This is a genomic window from Streptomyces sp. NPDC002926 (assembly GCF_053591755.1).
Genome location: NZ_JBSFUK010000020.1, coordinates 37,142 through 57,702 on the forward strand (window position 1 = coordinate 37,142; position 20,561 = coordinate 57,702).

Annotated in this window: 19 protein-coding genes; 8 read left to right on the top strand and 11 right to left on the bottom strand. The window is 71.2% G+C overall.

Annotated elements, in window-relative coordinates; genetic code table 11:
- Window positions 1-22: 22 nt before the first annotated feature.
- Window positions 23-553 carry an ATP-binding protein gene (locus ACWDZ6_RS24920; protein ID WP_451504582.1) on the bottom strand — a complete coding sequence of 177 codons (531 nt, stop codon included), beginning with the start codon at window positions 551-553 and terminating at the stop codon, window positions 23-25.
- A gap of 180 nt (window positions 554-733) precedes the next feature.
- Window positions 734-1,057: a hypothetical protein gene (locus ACWDZ6_RS24925; protein ID WP_326648190.1), complete on the bottom strand. Its 324-nt coding sequence runs from the start codon at window positions 1,055-1,057 to the stop codon at window positions 734-736.
- 198 nt (window positions 1,058-1,255) lie between these two features.
- On the opposite strand from ACWDZ6_RS24925, the gene ACWDZ6_RS24930 reads away from it, so the two are divergent.
- Window positions 1,256-2,389 carry a PLP-dependent cysteine synthase family protein gene (locus tag ACWDZ6_RS24930; protein WP_451504583.1) on the top strand — a complete coding sequence of 378 codons (1,134 nt, stop codon included), beginning with the start codon at window positions 1,256-1,258 and terminating at the stop codon, window positions 2,387-2,389.
- A 90-nt stretch (window positions 2,390-2,479) separates the two neighbouring features.
- Here the strand turns inward: ACWDZ6_RS24930 and ACWDZ6_RS24935 are convergent, their stop codons facing one another.
- The 3 genes from ACWDZ6_RS24935 to ACWDZ6_RS24945 all read right to left on the bottom strand — a co-directional run bounded on the left by ACWDZ6_RS24935 (window position 2,480) and on the right by ACWDZ6_RS24945 (window position 4,351).
- Window positions 2,480-2,962 carry an SRPBCC family protein gene (locus tag ACWDZ6_RS24935; protein WP_451504584.1) on the bottom strand — a complete coding sequence of 161 codons (483 nt, stop codon included), beginning with the start codon at window positions 2,960-2,962 and terminating at the stop codon, window positions 2,480-2,482.
- Window positions 2,963-3,049: 87 nt separating this feature from the next.
- A complete protein-coding gene (locus tag ACWDZ6_RS24940) occupies window positions 3,050-3,499 on the bottom strand; it encodes an SRPBCC family protein (protein WP_451504585.1) in 450 nt (149 codons plus the stop codon).
- A gap of 6 nt (window positions 3,500-3,505) precedes the next feature.
- Window positions 3,506-4,351 carry a DeoR/GlpR family DNA-binding transcription regulator gene (locus ACWDZ6_RS24945; protein ID WP_451504586.1) on the bottom strand — a complete coding sequence of 282 codons (846 nt, stop codon included), beginning with the start codon at window positions 4,349-4,351 and terminating at the stop codon, window positions 3,506-3,508.
- Window positions 4,352-4,562: 211 nt separating this feature from the next.
- Here ACWDZ6_RS24945 and ACWDZ6_RS24950 point away from each other — a divergent pair, with 211 nt between their 5' ends.
- Window positions 4,563-6,926 (top strand): hypothetical protein, encoded by a 2,364-nt coding sequence (locus ACWDZ6_RS24950; protein WP_451504587.1) that lies wholly within the window; start codon window positions 4,563-4,565, stop codon window positions 6,924-6,926.
- Window positions 6,927-7,024: 98 nt separating this feature from the next.
- On the opposite strand, the gene ACWDZ6_RS24955 is transcribed toward ACWDZ6_RS24950, so the two are convergent.
- The 4 genes from ACWDZ6_RS24955 to ACWDZ6_RS24970 form a co-directional block, all read right to left on the bottom strand.
- The gene (locus ACWDZ6_RS24955) at window positions 7,025-9,427 is read right to left on the bottom strand and encodes a right-handed parallel beta-helix repeat-containing protein (RefSeq protein ID WP_451504588.1); all 2,403 of its coding nucleotides are present in this window, start codon (window positions 9,425-9,427) and stop codon (window positions 7,025-7,027) included.
- 127 nt (window positions 9,428-9,554) lie between these two features.
- On the bottom strand, window positions 9,555-10,163 hold the full coding sequence (locus ACWDZ6_RS24960) for an Rv1733c family protein (protein ID WP_451504589.1): 609 nt from the start codon (window positions 10,161-10,163) through the stop codon (window positions 9,555-9,557).
- 262 nt (window positions 10,164-10,425) lie between these two features.
- A complete protein-coding gene (locus ACWDZ6_RS24965; RefSeq protein ID WP_451504590.1) occupies window positions 10,426-11,250 on the bottom strand; it encodes an MOSC domain-containing protein in 825 nt (274 codons plus the stop codon).
- A 37-nt stretch (window positions 11,251-11,287) separates the two neighbouring features.
- Entirely contained in the window at window positions 11,288-11,797 is a 510-nt protein-coding gene (locus ACWDZ6_RS24970) for a DUF6643 family protein (protein ID WP_451504591.1), read from the bottom strand.
- Between the two features lie 254 nt (window positions 11,798-12,051).
- Between ACWDZ6_RS24970 and ACWDZ6_RS24975 the strand changes: the two genes are divergently transcribed.
- Window positions 12,052-13,329, top strand: a complete 1,278-nt coding sequence (locus ACWDZ6_RS24975) for a TerD family protein (RefSeq protein WP_451504592.1) — start codon at window positions 12,052-12,054, stop codon at window positions 13,327-13,329.
- A 42-nt stretch (window positions 13,330-13,371) separates the two neighbouring features.
- Here the strand turns inward: ACWDZ6_RS24975 and ACWDZ6_RS24980 are convergent, their stop codons facing one another.
- Window positions 13,372-14,544 (bottom strand): glycosyltransferase, encoded by a 1,173-nt coding sequence (locus ACWDZ6_RS24980; RefSeq protein WP_451504593.1) that lies wholly within the window; start codon window positions 14,542-14,544, stop codon window positions 13,372-13,374.
- Window positions 14,545-14,602: 58 nt separating this feature from the next.
- Here ACWDZ6_RS24980 and ACWDZ6_RS24985 point away from each other — a divergent pair, with 58 nt between their 5' ends.
- Together ACWDZ6_RS24985 and ACWDZ6_RS24990 are read left to right on the top strand one after the other, a co-directional pair.
- Window positions 14,603-15,388: a glutamate racemase gene (locus ACWDZ6_RS24985; protein WP_451504594.1), complete on the top strand. Its 786-nt coding sequence runs from the start codon at window positions 14,603-14,605 to the stop codon at window positions 15,386-15,388.
- 117 nt (window positions 15,389-15,505) lie between these two features.
- The gene (locus ACWDZ6_RS24990; RefSeq protein WP_451504595.1) at window positions 15,506-16,066 is read left to right on the top strand and encodes a hypothetical protein; all 561 of its coding nucleotides are present in this window, start codon (window positions 15,506-15,508) and stop codon (window positions 16,064-16,066) included.
- A gap of 66 nt (window positions 16,067-16,132) precedes the next feature.
- Here the strand turns inward: ACWDZ6_RS24990 and ACWDZ6_RS24995 are convergent, their stop codons facing one another.
- Entirely contained in the window at window positions 16,133-17,209 is a 1,077-nt protein-coding gene (locus ACWDZ6_RS24995) for an O-antigen ligase family protein (RefSeq protein ID WP_451504596.1), read from the bottom strand.
- A gap of 287 nt (window positions 17,210-17,496) precedes the next feature.
- On the opposite strand from ACWDZ6_RS24995, the gene lnt reads away from it, so the two are divergent.
- The 3 genes from lnt to ACWDZ6_RS25010 are packed head-to-tail and all read left to right on the top strand — an operon-like array spanning window position 17,497 to window position 20,525.
- Complete coding sequence (lnt, locus tag ACWDZ6_RS25000; protein WP_451504597.1) at window positions 17,497-19,161, top strand: apolipoprotein N-acyltransferase; 1,665 nt, start codon at window positions 17,497-17,499, stop codon at window positions 19,159-19,161.
- A gap of 10 nt (window positions 19,162-19,171) precedes the next feature.
- A complete protein-coding gene (locus ACWDZ6_RS25005; protein WP_451504598.1) occupies window positions 19,172-19,654 on the top strand; it encodes an NUDIX hydrolase in 483 nt (160 codons plus the stop codon).
- A 55-nt stretch (window positions 19,655-19,709) separates the two neighbouring features.
- Window positions 19,710-20,525 carry a 3-hydroxybutyrate dehydrogenase gene (locus ACWDZ6_RS25010; protein WP_451504599.1) on the top strand — a complete coding sequence of 272 codons (816 nt, stop codon included), beginning with the start codon at window positions 19,710-19,712 and terminating at the stop codon, window positions 20,523-20,525.
- Window positions 20,526-20,561: the final 36 nt, after the last annotated feature.

The following is a 20,561-nucleotide window of genomic DNA, read 5'->3' on the forward strand; positions in this document are numbered from 1 at the left end:
AGGTTACGAGGTGTCCGCCCGGTCAGCGCGCAACGGCCGACCGGGCGGAGGCACGTTGACGCGTCCCGTTCTGCGCAGTCGCCGAACTCGCCGTACTGGTGAAGGGCTCGTCGACCGTCGACCCGTACACCACCGGATACGGCGGCAGAGCCGCGGGGGATGGTGTGGAGAGCGTGAACCAGACGATTTTGCCCGTCTCGCCCTCGGGCCGTACACCCCAGCTGTCACTCACCGCCGCTATCAGCCCGAGCCCGCGCCCGGAAGTGGCGAAGAGATCTGCGTCCCCCACTGCCGGGAGACGTGGGTCGTTGTCATGGACAGAGACCGTGAGCCGGTCGAGCAGCAACTCGATCTCCACCGTGCACATTTTGTCCGGCTCGGCGTGCCGGTGAACGTTGGTCAGCAACTCGGTGACGCCCAGCGCTGCCTGGTCGATCAAGGGATCGAGATGCCAGTAGCGCAATTGCGCCGAAAGGATTCTGCGGACCTGACCGATCCGCGACGGCAGGGCCTGGAGCTCCACCGTGCAGTGCCTGCTTGGCTGGCTGATCACGGCTGCGACTCCCCGAATGAGGTCCGGAAGAAGACGAAGATCGGATCCAGCAGTTGGCTGGCTGCTGATTTGTCCGGCGGGCTGGATCACAGCGTTACCGCCGGTGCACCCTGAGTGATGTGAGACAAGCGTGAACCACCGACCACGGCTCCGCAACTTGCAGCACCCGGGTGACTACTCTCAGCTCCGACGGCCGCCGGCCCCGCGCACCGCTTCCAGGAAGCGCCCGGCCACCGCCCGGCCCTCCGGCCTGCGGCTGCGCTGCCCCATCGTCAGCCGGTAGCGCTTGCCATTGAGCGTCGCCACCGTGCTCGCATCGTCGGCGAACCAGGGCTTACCGGCCCTGACCGCGCGGACCGGAGCGCTCTCGATCACTCGGCCGTAGCTGGTCAGGAGCGCCAGCCTGCCGTCTTTGATCAGCACTTGTCCGGCCCTCGTGAGTGAGCGTGGCCAGCGCTCGATCCGTACGCCTGTAGCGCTGAATTCGGGCTCTGCCATCCCCATCGTGTCGCTGCCCCCTTCGCACCGTTTCCTGTTGGCAGTCTGCACAACTACGGCCGCATACACCAGTACGTACGGTCCTACCGGCGCAAGTCCCGGCCCACAAGTGACCCCTATGGGTTCCCAAAGTGAACGTTTGTGCAGGTGGGGGGCTTACTGTTGCCAGTGGGGTCCGCATTTCGACAGGACAGGGAACGGCGCATGAGCACGAGTGAGAAGCCAGTGGCGGGTGAGGCGATTGCCACCATCGATGTGGACCGCAGCGATCCGGTTTACCGGGCATGGCTGAAGGAGGCGGTGCGCAAGGTGCAGGCCGACGCCAACCGTTCCGCCGACACCCACCTGCTGCGATTCCCGCTGCCCGAGGAGTGGGGCATCGACCTCTACCTCAAGGACGAGTCCACCCATCCGACCGGCAGCCTCAAGCACCGGCTCGCCAGGTCGCTGTTCCTCTACGGCCTGTGCAATGGCTGGATCCGGCCGGGCAAGCCTGTCATCGAGGCGTCCAGCGGTTCGACCGCGGTCTCCGAGGCGTACTTCGCCAAGCTGATCGGTGTCCCGTTCATCGCCGTGATGCCGCGCACCACGAGCGCCGAGAAGTGCCGGCTGATCGAATTCCACGGCGGGCAGTGCCACTTCGTGGACGACTCGCGGAAGATGTACCAGGAGTCGGCCGCACTCGCGGAACGGACCGGCGGCCACTACATGGACCAGTTCACCTACGCGGAGCGGGCCACCGACTGGCGCGGCAACAACAACATCGCCGAATCGATGTACCAGCAGCTGCGGTTGGAGCGGTATCCGGAGCCCGCCTGGATCGTCGCGACGGCGGGCACCGGCGGCACCTCGGCGACCATCGCCCGCTACGTTCACTACATGCAGCACGACACCCGTGTCTGTGTCCCCGACCCGGAGAACTCCTGCTTCTTCGAGGGCTGGACCCGGGGTGACCCTCTCGCCGACAGCGACTGCAGCTCCCGTATCGAGGGCATCGGCCGGCCGCGCATGGAACCGAGCTTCGTGCCCGGCGCCATCGACCGGATGATGAAGGTGCCCGACGCGGCGAGCGTCGCCGCCGTACGCGCCCTGGACAAGGCCATCGGCCGCAAGGCGGGCGGCTCCACCGGAACCGGCCTGTGGAGCGCGCTGAAGATCATCGCCGAGATGGTGGCCAACGGGCAGAAGGGCAGCGTCGTCACTCTGATCTGCGACCCGGGGGACCGCTATCTCGACAAGTACTACTCCGACGCGTGGCTGGACGAGCAGGGCCTCGACATCGCCCCGTACAGCGCGACGATCGAGGAGTTCCTCACCAACGGCGTCTGGCCCGGCTGACCACCACTGCACGGCGGACCTGCGAGCACGACCGCGGACCGGGCGGGCACGGAACGCGCGAGCGCCACTGCGCGGCGGACCGCGCGAGCTCTACTGCGCGCCGGACCGCGCGAGCCGGCGGTCCAGATGGCGCACCGCGCCCCGGAACGAGGCGCCCAGGCCCGCCCGGCCCAGCCGCAGAGCAATACGCATGGGCGCGGGGGTGTCCGCCGCGAAGGTCCACCGCACCCGGGTGCCGGTAGCGGTGGGCGTCAGGCGCCACTCCTCCAACAGGGCCCGCAGACCGGGGGCGTTGGTCTCATCGGCACGGTAGGCGAAGCGCTCGTCCGGCTCGGCCGCCATGATCTTCTCGGTGAAGAAGATGCCGCCCCTGAGCCTGATCTCGCGGCCCGCGCCCCCGCCGGTGGACGTGGCCGAGGTGACGGCGGTGAACCAGCTGGGCCAGCCCGCCACATCCTCGGCTAGCGCCCGGTACACCGCCCCCGGGGAGGCCGTCACCTCGGCCGAGAAGACCAGACGCAGCGGGGCGGACTCGACGAAATCGAGCTCCACAGGGCTCAGTCGGCGTGCCATGGGACCGTACCTCCGGCTGGGAGGGGTGGAGCGGGGCCCGCACACCATAGCTGGCGTGCCGTCAGTTGTCCGTAGCCGCCTCCGGTTTCACCGCTTTCTCGTGCGCCCCGCGAGGAGTCCGTCCAGCGCACGGCCGAACACCAGCCGGCCCACCCGGCGGACGAGCGGATCGAACAGCCGCGGCAGCAGGCGGATCCGCAGCTCCTCCACCCAGACCACCACGGAGCCCGAGCCTTCCGGGCGCACCTCGATCTCGGCCCAGCCCCTGATGACCCGGCCGCGCTTCTCCAGTCGAAGGCGTCCGGTCCCGCCCTCCACGGGCGGCTCCCAGCGGACCACCTCCATCGGATCGTCGAAGCCGACGCGGCCCAGCCCGGTCCGCGCGACGAACACCGTCCCCACGCCCGCGGGAGACGGCGTGACCACAGTGATCGACGTCAGCGGCACCTGCGCGGCATGCGCGGGCCAGTCGGTGACGCGCGGCCAGACCTCCTCGGCGGGCCGCGGGACTGCCCGCGTGATCCGGATGACGGCCACCCGGCGTCAGCCGTCCTGCCCGCCGGCGTTTTCCGGACCGCCCGCCACGACCAGCCCCGGCAGATGTTCCGCGATCTGCTCGCGTGCCTCCGCCGAGAGCCCCGCGTCCGTCACCAGAGTGTCGACCTCGGCCAGCCGCGCGAAGGAACTGAGGCCAACCGTCCCCCACTTGGTGTGGTCGGCGACCACCACCACCCGGCGCGCGGCCTGCACAAACCGGCGGTTCGTCTCGGCCTCCGCCAGATTCGGAGTGGAGAGCCCGGCCTCCACCGAGATTCCGTGCACGCCGAGGAAGAGCACATCGAAGTGCAACGACCGGATCGCCTGGTCGGCCACCGGTCCGACCAGCGAGTCGGACGGAGTACGCACCCCGCCGGTCAGGACCACCGTGGCCGCACCCGGACGCTGACTGCCCGCCGCACCCGCCCGCTGCGCCGCGTGGAAAACATCCGCGACCCGCACCGAGTTGGTGACCACCGTCAGATCCGGCACCTCCAGCAGATGGTGTGCCAGAGCATAGGTCGTGGTCCCGCCGGAGAGCGCGATCGCGCTGCCGGGCACCGCCATACGCGCCGCCGCCCGTGCGATGTCCTCCTTGGCGCTCAGCTCCAGCGCCGACTTGGCCTCGAACCCCGGCTCGTGCGTGCTCGCCTCGACCACCGGCACGGCGCCGCCGTGGACCTTCTCGACGACCCCCTGCCGGGCCAGGGCGTCCAGATCCCGGCGCACGGTCATATCGGAGACATTGAGCTTGCGGGTGAGCTCATTGACCCGCACTCCGCCGCGCCTGCGCACCTCGTCGAGGATCAGGGCACGCCGCTGCTCCGCGAGCAGGTTCTGGTTGTCGCTCACTGCCGGGGCCGGTCCTTCCATGTCGTCGTCCACCGTCGTCGTACACCGCCTGCCACCAAGGGTTTCTCATCCTCGCACGGGCCCGGCGGAACACGGCTCGAGGAGATTCCGTGAGAGCCGTGCGGCGGACAGCCTTGATCCGGGATTCTGGTCCTGCACCGCCGCGCGACCCCGCGCCGACCGATCCTCCCATCGAGAGAAAGCCACTGAAGTGTCCCCTGGCACACCGGTCCCGCAGAGCGGAGGACCCGCGCTCGAGCTGCTCGTCCACGGCGTCGGCGGAGCCACCCCGCAGGACATGCTCGGCGACCCCAGAACGGTCCGGATCACCGGTGACGAGAAGGCCGCGGTGTTCCGCCGCACCGAGGACGCGGAGGCGGAACTCCACCCCGAGCGCTATCAGGACCGGCCCATTCCGGAGGCGTACTGCTGGTCCAACCTCACCTCGGGCAACGGCGCACGGGCCCTGTGGCTGCTGCTCCTCCCCTTCATGGTCGTCAACCTCGCGCACTGGATGCGTCCCCGGGCCAAGGGCCGCTCAGGGACCACCCGGCTGTACGGAGTGCTGGTGCGGCTCGTCGCACTCAGCCTCACCGTGCTGCTGACGGCCGCCGCCTGCGAGGTCGCGCTCGACCTGGTGGCATGGCAGTGCGCCGGCTCGCCCGCATGCACCCGGGACAGGTCCTGGCTCGGCTTCATGTCGAGCGCTCAGCACGGCTGGTGGTCGCAGCCCGGCCGACGCCTTTCGCTCGCCGCGGTGGTGCCGGCCGCGCTCGTCGGCCTGCTCTGGTACCTCTCCAACCGCACCTGGAGCGCGTACGAGTCCCAGCGGCCGCCGACCGGCGCGGACGGGCCGGAGGGGGACGGGGCCACCGAGGACGACGAGGAGGAGACCGAAGGTCCGAAGAAGCAGACCGTGCGGCCCGCCCTCGGCAGGCCGGGCTTCTGGTACGGCCGCCGGCTCGTCGCCCGGCTTCGTGCCGCACACACGGCGGCCGGTTTCCTGACCGTCGCCGCCGCGGTCGCCGGGGCCGCCGCCCGTCACGACCGGGGCGCCACCAGCGCCCCGCTGGAGATCTGCGGCCGGCTCCTCGAGGTATCACTCCTCGCGGGCGGCTCAGCCGTGGTGTGGGTGGTCTACCGCAGGGGCCGCAGCGAGCAGCGGATCGACGCCCGCCTCGACCGTGCGGCCGTCCGCTGTCTGCCCGGCGCCGCGCTCGCGCTGCTCGGCCTCTCGATGCTCTACGCCTCCTGGTCCCGCCCCGACTGGGTCTCCACCGCCACCCTCCCCGGCGATGTCACCTTCCGCGTCATCGCACTCGCCCAGGGCGCCCTGGTCATCGCACTCGCCGTCGCCGCGTGCCTGCTCCACCGTCGTGCGCCCCATGTGCGTACGGCTCTGGCGGGCCTCGGCGGGCCCGCCGTCGCGATGCTCGCCTGCGCCCTGGGAGGGGTGATGACCGGCGGTGTGGCCCAGCGCGTTGCCGACTGGCTCGACGGCCCCGGCACTCCGGGCATGGACGGCGAAGGCTCCATTCCGGGGCCCCCGGTGCTGCTGAGCTGGCAGGCCTCCGTCATTCCGGTGCTGCTGATCGTCCTGTTGGGCCCGGCCGTCGTCCTTGCCGTACGGACCTGGCTGGCCACCCGCCGGCTCGCGGAACCGGTCGAGGCGGACTACGCGGAGGGGCGCCCGGATTCCGTCCGTACGAGGCGCATAGCGGGCACTCGGGCCCGCGCCGCCCTCACCGATGTCGCTCCCTGGATCGTCGGCATCGTCTCCGGCGCCACCCTTGTCCTCGGTGCCGGCGCGGTCGCGGGCGCGTGGGCGAGCGGTGAGGTACCGGGCGAGGCGTTCGGCGACAGCCATGACTTCGTCGCGTCCGCTGCGGAGACAGCGCAGGGGATCGGCTCCTGGCTGATCGGCTTAGGTTTCATACTCTTCGTCACCTGGGGCCGCCGCGCCTACCGCGACGCCTCGGCCCGGCGCACCATCGGCATCCTCTGGGACGTCGGCACTTTCTGGCCGCGCGCCGCGCATCCCTTCGCGCCTCCTTGTTACGCGGAGCGTGCCGTCCCCGATCTGACCTGGCGGATGTGCACCTGGACCGCGGAGACCCCCGGGCGGCGGCTCGTCATCTCGGGTCACTCGCAGGGCAGTGTGCTGGCCGCGGCCGCCGTCTGGCAGCTGCCGGCGGCCACCCGTCGCCGCGTGGCGCTCCTGACGTACGGATCCCCGCTGGAGCGGCTGTACGGGCGGTGGTTCCCCGGGTACTTCGGGCCCGTCGCCCTGAGCGAACTCCGCAGCGAGGTGCACTGCTGGCGCAATCTGTGGCGGCGTACCGATCCGATCGGCGGGCCGGTGCTGATCCCCGCCGAGGGGGACCATCCAGAGGTGGACCGGGACGCGCTCAAAGACCCTGTGGTGTACGGACGTTCGGGGCGCCACCCGCTGCCGGAACCGATCCTCGGGCACTCCGATTACCAGGCCGACCCGGCCTTCGCCACGGAACGCAGGGAACTCCTCGACCGGCTCAGCCCGGCCGTTCCGCGGCAGGTGCGGGGCAGTTCGGGGTAAGCGCGGGGTACGGGTGGTACCGAGCGGTCCGGTCCGGTTCAGGGCGGTCCAGTCGGCCCGGGTCAGGTGCGGCGCGAGTCCGGGCGGTCCGGCCCGGGTCAGGGCAGATCCGGCAGATCGTCCGGGTACAGCAGTGTCAGGTCGTCGGTGTTCGTCTCGGTGAGCTCCGCGACGCGGCCCGCGTGCCGCTCGACCATCGACTCGAAAGTCTGGCGAGCGGTACGGCCGTTGCCGAACGCGGGTCCCTTCGGCAGCGCGGTGAAGTACTTCAGCAGTGCCTCACCCGTGCCCGTGCCCAGCCGGTACTCATGGTCATCGGCCTGCTGCTCCACGATCCGCAGCAGTTCCTCGGGCACATAGTCACTGAAGGTGATGGTCCGTGAGAAACGGGACGCCACACCGGGGTTGACCGAAAGGAACCGCTCCATCTCCGCGGTGTAGCCGGCGACGATCACCACCACCGCCTCCCGGTGGTCCTCCATCAGCTTCACCAGTGTGTCGATGGCCTCCTTGCCGAAGTCCCGGCCGGAATCCTCGGGGGACAGGGCATAGGCCTCGTCGATGAAGAGCACCCCGCCGCGCGCCCGGTCGAAGGCCTCCTGGGTGCGGATCGCGGTGGAGCCGATGTGCTCGCCGACCAGGTCCACCCGGGAGACCTCGACGAGATGGCCGCGCTCCAGAACTCCGAGGGAGGCGAGGATCTCGCCGTAGAGCCGGGCCACGGTCGTCTTGCCGGTGCCGGGTGAGCCGGTGAAGACCAGATGGCGGCGGGCGGAGGCGGCCTTCAGGCCCGCCTCCTGGCGGCGCCTGCCGACCTCGATCATGTTGGTGAGCGTGCGGACCTCGCGTTTGACGCTGTCCAGGCCGACCAGCGCGTCCAGTTCACCGAGGACGGCGACGGAGGTGCGTACGGGCTCCGCGGCGGAGGCCGGCCCGGCTTCGGCGGGGCGCTGTCCGGGGACCGCGGAGAGCAGCCCGGGGGACTGGGCCGCGGTCAGTACGGCCGCGGTCCGCTCGCCCTTGGGCCGTACGCCGCTCTCGTCACTGGTGCAGTCCTCGACGACCGGACCGTTGTCCTCGCCCAACTCGTAGCCGCCACGCGCACAGCGCTCGGTCCGGCAGCGGCTCAGTGTCGTACGGCAGCCGTCCATCACGTGGAAGCCGTAGCCGCCGCTGCCCGTGACCCGGCAGCCGCGGAAGGTGCCCCGGCCCTCCGCCGAGACGTAGAAACCGGCCTCGGCCGGCGAAGTGACCGTGCAGCGCTCGATCACCGGATCGGCGCCCTTGGTGACGATCACTCCGGTCTGCGCGGCGTCGATGGTGCAGCCGTTCAGCGTGCCGCCACTGCCGTGGTCGCGGAACCAGGCGCCGGTGGAGGCTTCCCGGATCCGGCAGTCGTCGAGCTGCGCCGTCGCGCCGTCGCTCACCGACACCGCGGTGTTGCGGACCTGGGAGAGATCGCTGTCGACGACATCGACGCGGGAGCCGCGGTCGAGGACGAAGAGCGCGTCCGGGACGTCGTGGACGCGGCACGAGTCGAGGACGGCGGTCGCTCCGTCGCTGACCCACACGGCCGGATAGTCGCCCGTACTGTCGTGGATCTCGCACTGGTTGGCGTCCACGCGCGTGCCCGGGTCCCAGACGGACAGGCCATTGCGCCCGAAGCGGCGCACCGTGGACCGGGTGAGGGTCAGTACGGACCGTGAGCGCAGATCGACCGCGTTCTCGGGGATCTCGTAGATGTCGCAGTCGGAGAGGGTCAGCACCGCGTCGGTGTCGAGGGTGATGCCGTCCGCCGAAGTGCGGTGCACGGTGGAGTCGGAGAGATGCGCCGAGGCGCGCGCGGCGATCTGCACACCGGCGCCCTTGATCTCGTACACCTCGCAGCCGATGGCCTCGAGGCCACTGCCCTCGCCGGTGACGGACAGGCCCGCGCCCGAGGCGTGGTGCACCCGGCAGCGTTCCAGCCGCGGATGGCCGCCGCCGCGGACGGAGACGCCCGACTGGCCCGCCGCCACCACCTCACACTCCTCGAACACGCCGCCGGCGCCGTCCAGTACGGCGATTCCGACGCCCGCCGGATTGTCGACGGTGCAGCGGCGGACGGTGGGACGGGCCGCACCGCGCACCTCCAGACCGGCCGCGGAGCGCGTGACGATCCGCAGATCGATCAGCTCGGGAGTCCCGTCCTCGACCAGGAGAGCGGGAGCGGCCGTGTCCTGGCCCTCCACATGGAGGTCCTGGACGGTGGCCGAGGCGCGCACGGTGAGCGGCACACCGTCGGCGGGCGCGATGCGCACCGAGCCGACCGCGCCCTCCGCGCCGCGCAGGGTGACCGCCCGCTGGACGATGAGGTTCTCGCGGTACGTCCCCGGAGCGACCGTGAGGATGTCGCCGTCGCCTGCGGCCTCCAGGGCTGCGGCGAGGGAGGGATACTCGCCTGTGCGGCGCCGCCACCGCGACGTGCCGGTGTGCGTCACCTGGACCGTGCCCTGTGCCATCGTGCTGCTCTGCCCCCACCTCGTGATTCTGTTCCGCCGCGCCTCTGCGGGGGACGCCCCCTGACCCCCGGGGGAGTCGCACCACCGTAGCGCGAGCGAGCGCCGCACGTTGACGGGACGAGACCGGTCAGCTGCCCGCGCCCGTACGTCCCCAGTCGGGACCGGCCGCGGCCCAGGCCTCGTCCAGACGCGCGTATCTGCGTCGTACGAGGCGCCGGACGACCAGCCGTCTGGCGCAGGTGATGAGTCCCGCCGCGGTGAGTGCGGCGCCGATGCCCGCGAGGACGGCGTGCACCCGGGCGGTCGCCGCGTCCAAGGGGTGGCTGACGACCCGGCCGGCACGGTCGGTCCAGATGGTGATGGGGTCCCCGGCGCGCGTGGTCCGCCGCACGGTGGAGACCGTGCCGGTGTGCCGACTGCCGTCCACCGCGGTCCATCTCGCGACGACCGGCCGGCGTTTGTCATGGGCGGCCGAGGACTCGGGATCGTACGGGGCGGGCTTCGGCGCCGGAGCCGGTTCGAGCACCGTCGCGGTGACCGGATGGCGCTGCTGGCGCTGGATGCGCACCGCCGCTCGCAACGACTCGTCGGTCAGGGTGCCGGCTGCCCAGCCCACGGCCGGCGCGGCGGTGACGAGGAGGAGCGCGGCGACGAGCGCCACCCAGGCCTCGAAGAGATCGGTCGCACGGCGCAGGGGATTGTGGCGCCAGCGCCAGACTCCTTTGGCTGCTCGCACTTTCCCGCACCCCCTTCCGCGTCCGTCATAGCCCTGTACGGCACGGCATGAGCGCGGGTGGCACGAAGAGAGAGGAACGCCACTCCTGCCATTCGCCCGCCATTCGCTCCGCCGTGCACCCCGGTGATCTGTCCAACGCGCCTGCGGGCACGCCAGGTTCCCGGTGGAGAAGGACGAACGGGCGGATCCTGTCCGGCCCCGGCTGCTCGACGACAGTCCCGGCTGCTCGACGACGGTCCCGGCTATTCGACGACGGTCCCGGCTACTCGACGACGGTCACGGCGTCGCCGACCCGGATGAAGCCGGTCCGCTCCGGCACGAGGTACTGACCGAACACCAGCTGGTCGCCGAAGCGGCGATGACGGGCGAGGGTGCGCAGCGGCTCCTTGCCGCGCTCGGCGGTGCGCTGGTCGGTGGTGGTGATGACACAGCGCCCGCAGGGCTTGGCCACCCGAAAGGTGGCTTCGCCGATCGCGATCCGCTTCCAGTCGTCCTCGGCCCAGGGAGCCGCGCCGTCCACGACGACATTCGGCCGGAACCGGGTCATGGGCAGCGGGCCCTCGTCGGCATGATCGCCCTGCGCGATGAGGGAGTTCAGTGCGTCCAGCGAGGCGAGGGTGGTGACGAGCAGCGGAAAGCCGTCGCCGAGATTGACGGTCTCTCCGGGGAGCGCGTGATCCGGGTCGATGGGGCGCCGGTGGGCCGGGTCGTCGAGATGGACGAGCCGCACGTCGGCGCCGAGGTAGTCGCTGAACCAGGCGTTCACGGGCCCGTCGACGGGCACCGCCTCGATCTTGTCCCGGAAGATCTCCACCGGCGTGGTGCTCACCGGCTCCGGGACGGCGACACTCTGTGGCTCACGCCCGGGCGTGGTGAGCCGGATCGCGCCGTCCGGCAGTGTCTCGGCGCGCGCCAACGCCAGCCGTGGCTGCTGGCGTTGTGTGACCACCTTGGCCGAGGAGTCGATCAGTGTCCACCGACGGTCCCCGGCAAGCCCCCACGGCTCCACAGCCACCTCGCCGGGTGCATACCCCGCCACCGATTTGACCGGGTGGACATGGATGGAACGGAGAACTGGGTTTGGCATGAAGCCATAGTGCCAGCCACCGATGACATCCGGCCTTTCAGTACCCCCGGCTCTGGTACGGGCGGTTGTACGGGTCCTCGTACGCGGCGGGCGCAGGCGCGGGACGTGCCGCCGCGGGGCGCATCGCCTCGTAGCCGGTGGCAACCGGACGCTGCGGCTGGGCCTGGGGCTGAGGGCCCGGGTAGCCGCGCGGCACGGCGGTCTGCTGCGGGATGTACGGCGCGGGCGCGTGCTGCAGCGGCATGGGCTGCTGCATCTGCTGCGGGTAGCCGTAGGAGGGATTTCCGTAGGAGGGGTTTCCGTAGGAAGGGCCGGACTGCGAGGGAGCTGCCGGCAGTGCGGGCAGTGCCGCGGGGAGCGCCGGCAGGTAGCTGTTGGCGGTGTAGCTGCCGCCGTAGCTGCTGCCGGTGTCATACGCGGAAGGCACTCGGATCGGAGCGATCTGAGGCGTGCCCCGCTCCGCGACCAGGGAGTCGTAGATAGGGGTGTCGGGGAACGACGGAGCGGAGTAGTAACCGCCGCCGTAGGTGGCGCGGGGGGAGGTCATGGCACATAAGTTAAGCCCACGATGTGCTGGTTGGGGAGCCCGATAAGAGGGTTGTTTCGGGAGATGCGAGTGACCACGGATCCCCAATGTGAGCGAATCTGGGGAAAACGGTCGCCGCGCAGCGTTCAGATCCGGTAAAGGGCAAGCTGAGAGCGGGTTACCGACGGGTCGGCCAGGGCGCCGGAGGCTTCCGGAGGATTAGGTTGGCCGCACGGTGAACTTTCAGGGCACCCCGACTCGCGATGGGGGCGAGCATGTCCATGCTTAAAGGAGCCAATACTCCGGTGCCGGCGCGGCAGGTGCGCGTCGAGTTGGGATGGCGTTCAGGCCCCGGGGTGCCGGATGTCGACGCCTCGGCGCTCCTCCTGGCATCAGGAAAGGTCCGCTCCGACGCGGACTTCGTCTTCTACAACCAGCCGGCGCACGCCTCGGGCGCGGTACGCCACGAAGGCAAGCGGACAGCGGCGGGCGGCGTGACGGACGAGGTTTCGGTCGACCTCGCGCGCGTGGAGCCCGCGATCGAGCGGATCGTGCTGGCCGCGTCGGCGGACGCAGGCAGCTTCGGGCAGGTACCGGGGCTGTACATCAGCGTGCTCGACGCGGCGTCCGGAGCGGAGATCGCCCGGTACGAGAGCCAGGACGCGACGGTCGAGACGGCCTTCGTGCTCGGCGAGCTCTACCGGCGCCAGGGCGCCTGGAAGTTCCGGGCGGTGGGGCAGGGCTACAGCACCGGACTCGGGGGCCTCGCGACGGACTTCGGCATCACAGTCGACGAACCGCAGAAGCCGGCCCCGGTACAGGCCGCCCCACCGGCCCCCGTATCCGCTCCGGCCGCTGCCGTGCTCATGACGCCCTCGGCGCCCCCGCCCCGCCCCACGGCCGCGCCGTCCGCGCCCGTGCGCCTCACCAAGGTGACGCTGACGAAGGACACCCCGTCCGTCTCCCTCAGCAAGCAGGGCGGCACCTCCGGTGCCATGCGCGTCAACCTCAGCTGGCAGGTGCGCAAGCAGTTCCAGGGCTGGGGCGCCAAACTGGGCCGCGCCGTCGCCATGCACGGTGACCTCGATCTCGACCTGTGCGCGCTCTACGAACTCACCGACGGCCGCAAGGGGGTCGTCCAGGCACTCGGCAACGCTTTCGGCGCGCTCCAGCAGCCCCCGTACATCCACCTGGACGGCGACGACCGCACCGGTGGAACATCCGGCGAGAACCTCTCCATCAACCTGGACCACAAGGACCGGATTCGCCGGGTCGTCATCTTCGTCACCATCTACGAAGGCGCGCGCAGTTTTGCCGACCTGGACGCGACCGTCACCCTGCAGCCGCAGCACGGCGCCGCCATCGACTTCTCGCTCGGTGAGTGCACTGTGCCGTCCACCGTCTGCGCGCTGGCGCTGATCACCAACACCGGCTCCGACCTCGTCGTCCAGCGCGAGGCCCGTTTCCTCGTGCCCGAGCGCGGCGTGAGCCCGCAGCGCACCGTCGACTATGCCTACGGCTGGGGCATGAACTGGACACCTGGCAGGAAGTGACGTCCCTGGCCGCATCCCGGGTGGACGTCCCCGGCGATGACGTCAGCGGTCCGGCGCGGCCTCCGGACGGGCGTACGTACGCCCCTTCCACGCCGCGCCGCGGCCGCGGTAGTGCTGCACCGCCGAATCGACCGTCATCAAGAGATAGAGGAGAGCGGTGAACGGCAACAGGGGCGCGAGGAGCGGCGGCTGCCGGTAGTAGCGCAGCATGGGCAGATACGTCCCGGTCATCACCGCCCATGCCAGACCTCCGGCCCAGGCGGCGGCCGTGTCCTGGGTCAGCACACCGGCGCACAGCGTGGCGGGCGGCGCGAGATACACCAGCGAGAGCCCCATTACCGTGCCGGCGAGCAGCAGAGGACTGTGCAGCAGCTGCGCGTACGCACTGCGCGACACCATCCGCCACAGGTCCGCCAGTCGTGGATACGGACGCACACTGTCCACCCGCTCCGCCAGCCCCAGCCAGATCCTGCCGCCGGTCCGCTGCACCGCGCGCGCCAGTGACACATCATCGATCACTGCCTCTCGGATCGACTCCGGTACGCCCGCCCGCTCGGCGGCCTCCGCGTGCAGCAGCACACAGCCGCCCGCCGCGGCCGCCGTGCGTGCCGCCGGCCGGTTGACCCACCGGAAGGGGTAGAGCTGCGAGAAGAAGTAGACGAACGCCGGCACGACCAGCCGCTCCCAGCCGCCGACGACCCGCAGCCGCGCCATTTGTGAGACAAGGTCCAGCCCGTTGGTGCGGGCCGCGGCCACCAACTCGCGCAGGCTGTCCGGCTTGTGCGCGATGTCGGCGTCGGTCAGCAGCAGATACTCCGGCCCGCGCGCCCGGGCGAGCGCGACGCCGTGCCGCAGCGCCCACAGCTTTCCGGTCCAGCCGGGCTCCGGCTCGCCGGGGGAGACCACCCGAAGCGGCAGCCCACCGTGCCGTGCGGCCAGTGCACGCGCCAGCTCTGCCGTGCCGTCGCTGCTGCCGTCGTCGACGAGCACGATCTCCGCCCGGCCCGGATAGTCCTGCGCAAGCAGCGAGGGCAGGCTGACCGGCAGTACCTCGGCCTCGTCCCTGGCGGGCACGACAATGGCCACATCCGGCCACTTCGAGGGAGCTTCACGCCGGGGCAGCCGCTGGTCCGTACGCCAGAAGAAGCCCTGTCCCAGCAGCAGCCATCCCCATGCGGCCAGCGATCCGAGGGCGATCCAGGCAAGGGCGCTCATTCGCCGCAGTCTGCCCCACCGCACCGGTACCGCAAGGGCAGTCGACTATGGTGACCGGGTGAAGATCGCGCTCATGGACTCCGGAATCGGCCTGCTGGCGGCGGCCGCCGCGGTACGTCGGCTGCGGCCGGACGCGGATCTCGTTCTCTCCTCCGACCCCGACGGCATGCCGTGGGGGCCGCGTACGCCGGACGATGTCACCGCCCGCGCGCTCGCCGCCGCCCGCGCGGCCGCCGCGCACCGCCCCGACGCGCTGATCGTCGCCTGCAACACCGCATCGGTGCACGCGCTGGCCACGCTCCGTGCGGAGCTGGAGCCCGGTCTCGCGGTCATAGGTACGGTCCCCGCGATCAAACCGGCCTCGGCCGGCGGCGGGCCCGTCGCCATCTGGGCCACTCCCGCCACCACCGGCAGCCCCTACCAGCGCGGCCTCATCCGGGACTTCGCCGACTCGGTCGCCGTCACCGAGGTTCCCTGCCCCGGTCTCGCGGACGCCGTTCAGCAGGCCGACGAGGCTGCCATCGACCGTGCCCTGGCCGCGGCGGCCGCCCTCACACCACACGATGTAAGGGCCGTTGTCCTGGGCTGCACCCATTACGAGCTGGTCGCCGAACGTATCCGCGCCGCAGTGCAGCCGCCCGGTCTGCCACCGGTGGTGCTGCACGGTTCGGCCGGGGCGGTCGCCGCCCAGGCGCTGCGCCGTATCGGCGAGCTGCCCGCCCCCGACGCCGAGCCGAGCCCCCGGCTCACGGTGCTGCTCAGCGGCCGTGATTCCGCTCTGCCCGATCAGGCCCTCAGCTATGCCGAAGGCCGCCTGCTCCAGGCTGTCAGCCCGGCGCTCTGAGCGGCTCCAGCCCCTGCCACGCCCGGTCGGCGGACCCGGCGGCAGGCACGATCCCTACGGTTGATCCTTGTGGCCGGGACCATACCCAGCAGGCGGAACGTGAGTACGCTGCTAGCCATGAGGGACCACTTCCGCGTCGAGGGGCACGCCGCAGAGCCCCTTCCCGCCGTCTGGACCGGCCGGGCGACCAACCGTGCTCAGTGGCTGCTCGCCGCTGTGGGCGCCGCTTGCCTGGCGCTCGGCATCGAGCTCGCCGTCGACTCCGCCTGGACCTCGGGCATCGCTCCGCTGCTGATGTCGGTGATCGGCTGCGTGGCAGCCGGCCTGCTGATCCTCTTCGGGACCCTCGCCTTCGTCCATGTGGCGGTCAGGGTCGACAGCGACGCGGTCGAGGTGCGCTGCGGTCATATCGGTCTGCCGCGCCGGCGTATCCCGCTCGACCATGTGGTGGGCGCCGAGTTCGCTCCGAAGGTCACCCCGCGACAGTGGGGCGGCTGGGGCTACCGCTGGCGTCCGGAGCGAGGCACAGCCGTTGTCGTGCGCCGGGGTGAGGGCATCGTCGTCACGCTGGGCGACGGCAGGACCTTCACCGTGACCGTGGACGACGCGGAGGCCGCCGTACGAGCCATCCGCGGTCGGCTCGGACTCGCGGGGAGCAATAAGACCGTCGGGATCTGAGCCACCGTTCCCTCTGAGCCACCGTTCCCTCCGGCCCTCTGAGCCGGCGTTCCCTCCGGGGCACGCCTACCGGCTGTTCGCCGTGTCCGCCCACCGGTCTGTGTGCGCACCGCGCTCTGTCGAGCCCTCTCCCGCCGCACGCGCCGTCGCCAGTCCCGCGAGCAGCCCTGCGCCCGCAGTAACAGGCGTGAAGCTCAGCGCGTTGCCGACGCTCGCCAGGACCGCCAGCGCCGTGAGCGCGGCTCCCGCGCTCAGCACGACCTGGGTGGAGCGCGGCGAGCGCCACAAGCCGTACAGCATCCAGCCGAACGCCGCACCGAGCAGGGCCACGCCCACCGCGCCCTGCTCGGCCGCCTGCTGCAGCGATGCCGAGTGCGGCTTGCCGTCGGACCCCAGCGACTCGTACGCGGTGGCGCTGAGCTTGCCGAACCGGCCGGGGCCCACACCCCGTACCGGATCGTCCTCGGCGAGAGTGATCGCGTCCCGCCACAGAGCCACCCGGTTCTGGGTGAGCTGGCCCTGCAGCGAGACCGACAGCCCGTCCGGAAGGGTGTCCTCGGCCACGCCCCATGAGGCGGCAACCACCAGACCGGTGGCAAGGGCGAGGCCGGCGAGCGCCACTGTCCGATGACGCATCCGGACCGCTGCGAGGGAGCAGAGCAGTATGCCGACGGCCGCCGCGGCCCCGGCGACGGAACCGATCGCCGCCGCGGTGCAGGCGACGGCGAGAGCGAGCATCCGCAGCGCGAGGCGCAGCGCGGCCGGACGGGCTGCCGCGGCGGCGCAGCAGGCTGCACCGGCACCGAGGACCAGCAGCGCCGCAGCCGCACCCGTGTGCCCCGGCTGGATGGACGTCCCGGCGATCGCGCCGGGCACACCCTGGCGTGAGGCGATCGCCAGGCCGAGCGCGGCCAGCGCGGCGGCCGAGGCGGCCGCCACCGGCAGGAGCGTGCCGCAGATACGGCCGCAGGCATAGCCGGCGGCGACGGCGAACACAGCGAGCAGGACGCCCTCGGGCCGTGCCTCGCGTCCGGTCGCGCTGATCAGCGACCACACGGCGCACCCGCTGAGGACGACAACGCCGGCGACATCGGTCGCGCGGCCGCGCTCCCGCGTGGCGGACCGGCTGTCCGGTGCAACCATCCCGTCGACCCCCCGACCCTGTGACGGGCCCTGCCGCAGCAGCTGAATCGCCTCGGGTGGCAGGACTGGCGCACACGGTAACGGCAGTGGCAGGTGTTTGTGGATGGATTGCGCAGGAACGATCCGGCAGTCGGCGCAGGGGCCGGTGCAGCGGTCGGTGCCGGTGCGGGAGCGGGAGCGGGTGCGGGTGCGGCCGGTCGGTGCGGGAGCGGGTACGGCCGGTCTGTGCGTCGGCCGACGAAGGACCGGACTGCCGGGGCACAGCCCGGCGCCGTAGAATCCGCCGGGTGAGCGCCACCATCACCACCGTCGACGCCCGACAGTCCGCCCCCGCCGCCGACCGACCGCTGCCGCGGCGCCTTCTGCGGCCGGGTGCCGCCGTCCTGTCCGGTGTGCTGCTCTTCGCGAGCTTCCCGCCGCGTCCCCTGTGGTGGCTGGCCCTGCCCGGCCTCGCTCTGCTCGGCTGGACCCTGTACGGGCGCCGGCTGAGGCCCGCGTTCGGCCTGGGCTACCTCACCGGCCTCAGCTTTCTGTTGCCGCTGCTCATCTGGACGGGCGAGGAGGTCGGCCCCGCGCCGTGGGTGGCGCTGGCCGCGGTGGAGGCGGTGTTCGTCGCGCTCGCCTGCGTGGGTGTCGCCGCGGTCTCCCGGCTCCCTGTGTGGCCGGTGTGGGGTGCGGCCGTCTGGATCGTGAGCGAGGCCGTACGGGCGCGCGTGCCGTTCGGCGGCTTCCCCTGGGGCAAGATCGCCTTCGGACAGGCGGACGGTTTCTTCCTGCCGCTCGCGGCGCTGGGCGGAACACCGGTGCTGAGTTTCGCGGTCGTACTGTGCGGCTTCGGACTGTACGAGACAGTCCGCCGAATCCGTGCCTACCGGCGTACCGGCGAGCTCCCGCGCGGCGCCGCGGCGTCGGCGCTGCTCGCCGTGCTCCTCCCGGTCACGGCGGCCCTCGCCGCTCTGCCGCTCGTCGACGACTCCGCCGAGGACGGCACCGCGAACGTTGCCGTGATCCAGGGCAATGTGCCGCGACTGGGACTCGACTTCAATTCCCAGCGCCGCGCGGTCCTCGACAACCACGTCCGTCGCACCGAGCAGCTCGCCGCCGACGTGAAGGCGGGCAAGGTGGCCAAGCCGGACTTCGTCCTGTGGCCGGAGAACTCCTCGGACCTGGACCCGTACCGCAACGCCGACGCCAAGCTGGTCATCGACGAAGCGGTGAGGGCGATCGGCGTGCCGACCGTCGTCGGCGCGGTCGTCACTCCCGACACGGGCAAGCTGCGCAACACCCTGATCGAATGGGACCCCACGCGTGGCCCCGTCGACACCTACGACAAGCGGCATGTCCAGCCGTTCGGCGAGTACATCCCGATGCGCTCCTTCGTACGCCTCTTCAGCTCCGACGTCGACCGGGTGCGGCGGGACTTCGGACCTGGGCGCAAGGTGGGCCTCTTCGACCTGGCGGGCACCAAGGTGGGCATGGTCACCTGCTTCGAGGCGGCGTTCGACGACGCGGTGCGTGACACGGTCACCGGCGGGGCCCAGCTCATCTCCGTACCGAGCAACAACGCCACCTTCGGCCGCAGCGAGATGACGTATCAGCAACTGGCGATGTCGCAGGTGCGGGCCGTCGAGCACGGGCGCTCCGTCGTGGTCCCTGTGACCAGCGGTGTCAGTGCCGTGATCATGCCGGACGGGAAGATCGTCCAGAAGACGAAGATGTTCACGCCGGGCGCGCTGGTCGCCGAAGTGCCGCTGCGTTCCTCGCTCACGCCGGCGACACGGCTCGGGACCTGGCCCGAAGGTATCCTGGTGCTGGTCGCGGCGGGCGGCGTGGGCTGGGTCGTCACACGGGCGGTGCGGGCCGGGCGGCAGCGGAAGGCCGGGCAGGGTGGCGCTGAGCAGGGCATGACCGAGCAGGGCACGACCGAGCGGGGCACGGTCGACGCCGGTTAGGGTCGAAGTCATGGCAACCCCCGACTTCATCCGTGAGCTCCGGGCCACCGCAGGCCACCAGCTCCTCCTCCTGCCGGGCGTCAGCGCGGTCGTCTTCGACGACCAGGGGCGGGTGCTGCTGGGGAGACGTGCCGACACCGGCAAATGGTCCGTCATCGGCGGGATTCCGGAGCCGGGCGAGCAGCCTGCGGTGACGGCCGTGCGCGAGGTGTACGAGGAGACCGCGGTGCGCTGTGTCGCGGAGCGGGTCGTGCTGGTCCAGGCGCTGCGCAAGCCGGTCACCTACCCCAACGGCGACCAGTGCCAGTTCATGGACATCAGCTTCCGCTGCCGCGCGGTGGCCGGCCAGGCACGTGTCAACGACGACGAGTCGCTGGAGGTGGGGTGGTTCTCCGTGGACGCGCTGCCGGAGCTCAAGGAGTTCTCGCTCTTCCGGATCAAGCAGGCGTTCACCGAAGGACCGGCATGGTTCCAGCCCACCGTCGAGCAGTGAAGTATGGGCGCTGACCACATCGGTCGGGGGATGACCACTGCCTAGGGTGCGAAGCATGACCGCGCCCACCGCACCAGGTACCCCACCTCGTCCCGACGCTTCTCCCGTCGCCCTCGACCTCGGCGGCCGTACCGCGCTCGTCACCGGCGCGGCGGGCGGCATAGGCCGTGCCTGCGCGCTGCGGCTCGCGGCCGCCGGTGCGAAGGTCATGGCCGTCGACCGGGACCACGAGGGCCTCGAAGCCCTCGCCGCGCACTCCCGGGGACTGGCCGGGGCCGTCGAACCGCGGCTCCTGGACCTCACCGATCTCGACGCGGCGGAGGCCGCCGCCGCCGGAGCGGACATCCTGGTCAACAATGCCGGGCTGCAACTGGTCCGTCCCATCGAGGAATTCCCGCCCGACGTTTTCCACACCGTGCTCACGGTGATGCTGGAAGCGCCGTTCCGGCTGATCAGGGGCGCGCTGCCGCATATGTACGCGCAGGGCTGGGGCCGGATCATCAATATCTCGTCCGTCCATGGGCTGCGCGCCTCGGCCTTCAAGTCCGCGTATGTGGCCGCCAAACACGGTCTCGAGGGACTCTCGAAAACCGCGGCTCTCGAGGGCGCTCCGCACGGGGTGACCTCCGTCTGCGTCAATCCCGGCTATGTGCGTACGCCACTGGTCGAGAAGCAGATCGCGGACCAGGCGGCGGCCCACTCGGTGGCCGAGGACCGAGTCCTCGTGGACGTACTGCTCAAGGACTCCGCGATCAAGAGGCTCGTCGAGCCTGAGGAGGTCGCCGAAGCAGTGCTGTATCTGTGCACGCCGCAGGCATCCTTCATCACCGGCACGTCTCTCGCCCTCGACGGCGGCTGGACCGCCCACTAGGGTCCCTCATTTGTCCACAACGGCTTCGTTGTCCAC

Coding starts and splice junctions, on each gene's coding strand:
- ACWDZ6_RS24930 (WP_451504583.1), top strand. CDS start 1,256: ATGAGCACGAGTGAGAAGCCAGTGGCGGGTGAGGCGATTGCCACCATC.
- ACWDZ6_RS25005 (WP_451504598.1), top strand. CDS start 19,172: ATGGCAACCCCCGACTTCATCCGTGAGCTCCGGGCCACCGCAGGCCAC.
- ACWDZ6_RS24980 (WP_451504593.1), bottom strand. CDS start 14,544: ATGAGCGCCCTTGCCTGGATCGCCCTCGGATCGCTGGCCGCATGGGGA.
- ACWDZ6_RS24965 (WP_451504590.1), bottom strand. CDS start 11,250: ATGCCAAACCCAGTTCTCCGTTCCATCCATGTCCACCCGGTCAAATCG.
- ACWDZ6_RS24995 (WP_451504596.1), bottom strand. CDS start 17,209: ATGGTTGCACCGGACAGCCGGTCCGCCACGCGGGAGCGCGGCCGCGCG.
- ACWDZ6_RS24970 (WP_451504591.1), bottom strand. CDS start 11,797: ATGACCTCCCCCCGCGCCACCTACGGCGGCGGTTACTACTCCGCTCCG.
- ACWDZ6_RS24955 (WP_451504588.1), bottom strand. CDS start 9,427: ATGGCACAGGGCACGGTCCAGGTGACGCACACCGGCACGTCGCGGTGG.
- ACWDZ6_RS24935 (WP_451504584.1), bottom strand. CDS start 2,962: ATGGCACGCCGACTGAGCCCTGTGGAGCTCGATTTCGTCGAGTCCGCC.
- ACWDZ6_RS24925 (WP_326648190.1), bottom strand. CDS start 1,057: ATGGGGATGGCAGAGCCCGAATTCAGCGCTACAGGCGTACGGATCGAG.
- ACWDZ6_RS24975 (WP_451504592.1), top strand. CDS start 12,052: ATGTCCATGCTTAAAGGAGCCAATACTCCGGTGCCGGCGCGGCAGGTG.
- ACWDZ6_RS24990 (WP_451504595.1), top strand. CDS start 15,506: ATGAGGGACCACTTCCGCGTCGAGGGGCACGCCGCAGAGCCCCTTCCC.
- ACWDZ6_RS25010 (WP_451504599.1), top strand. CDS start 19,710: ATGACCGCGCCCACCGCACCAGGTACCCCACCTCGTCCCGACGCTTCT.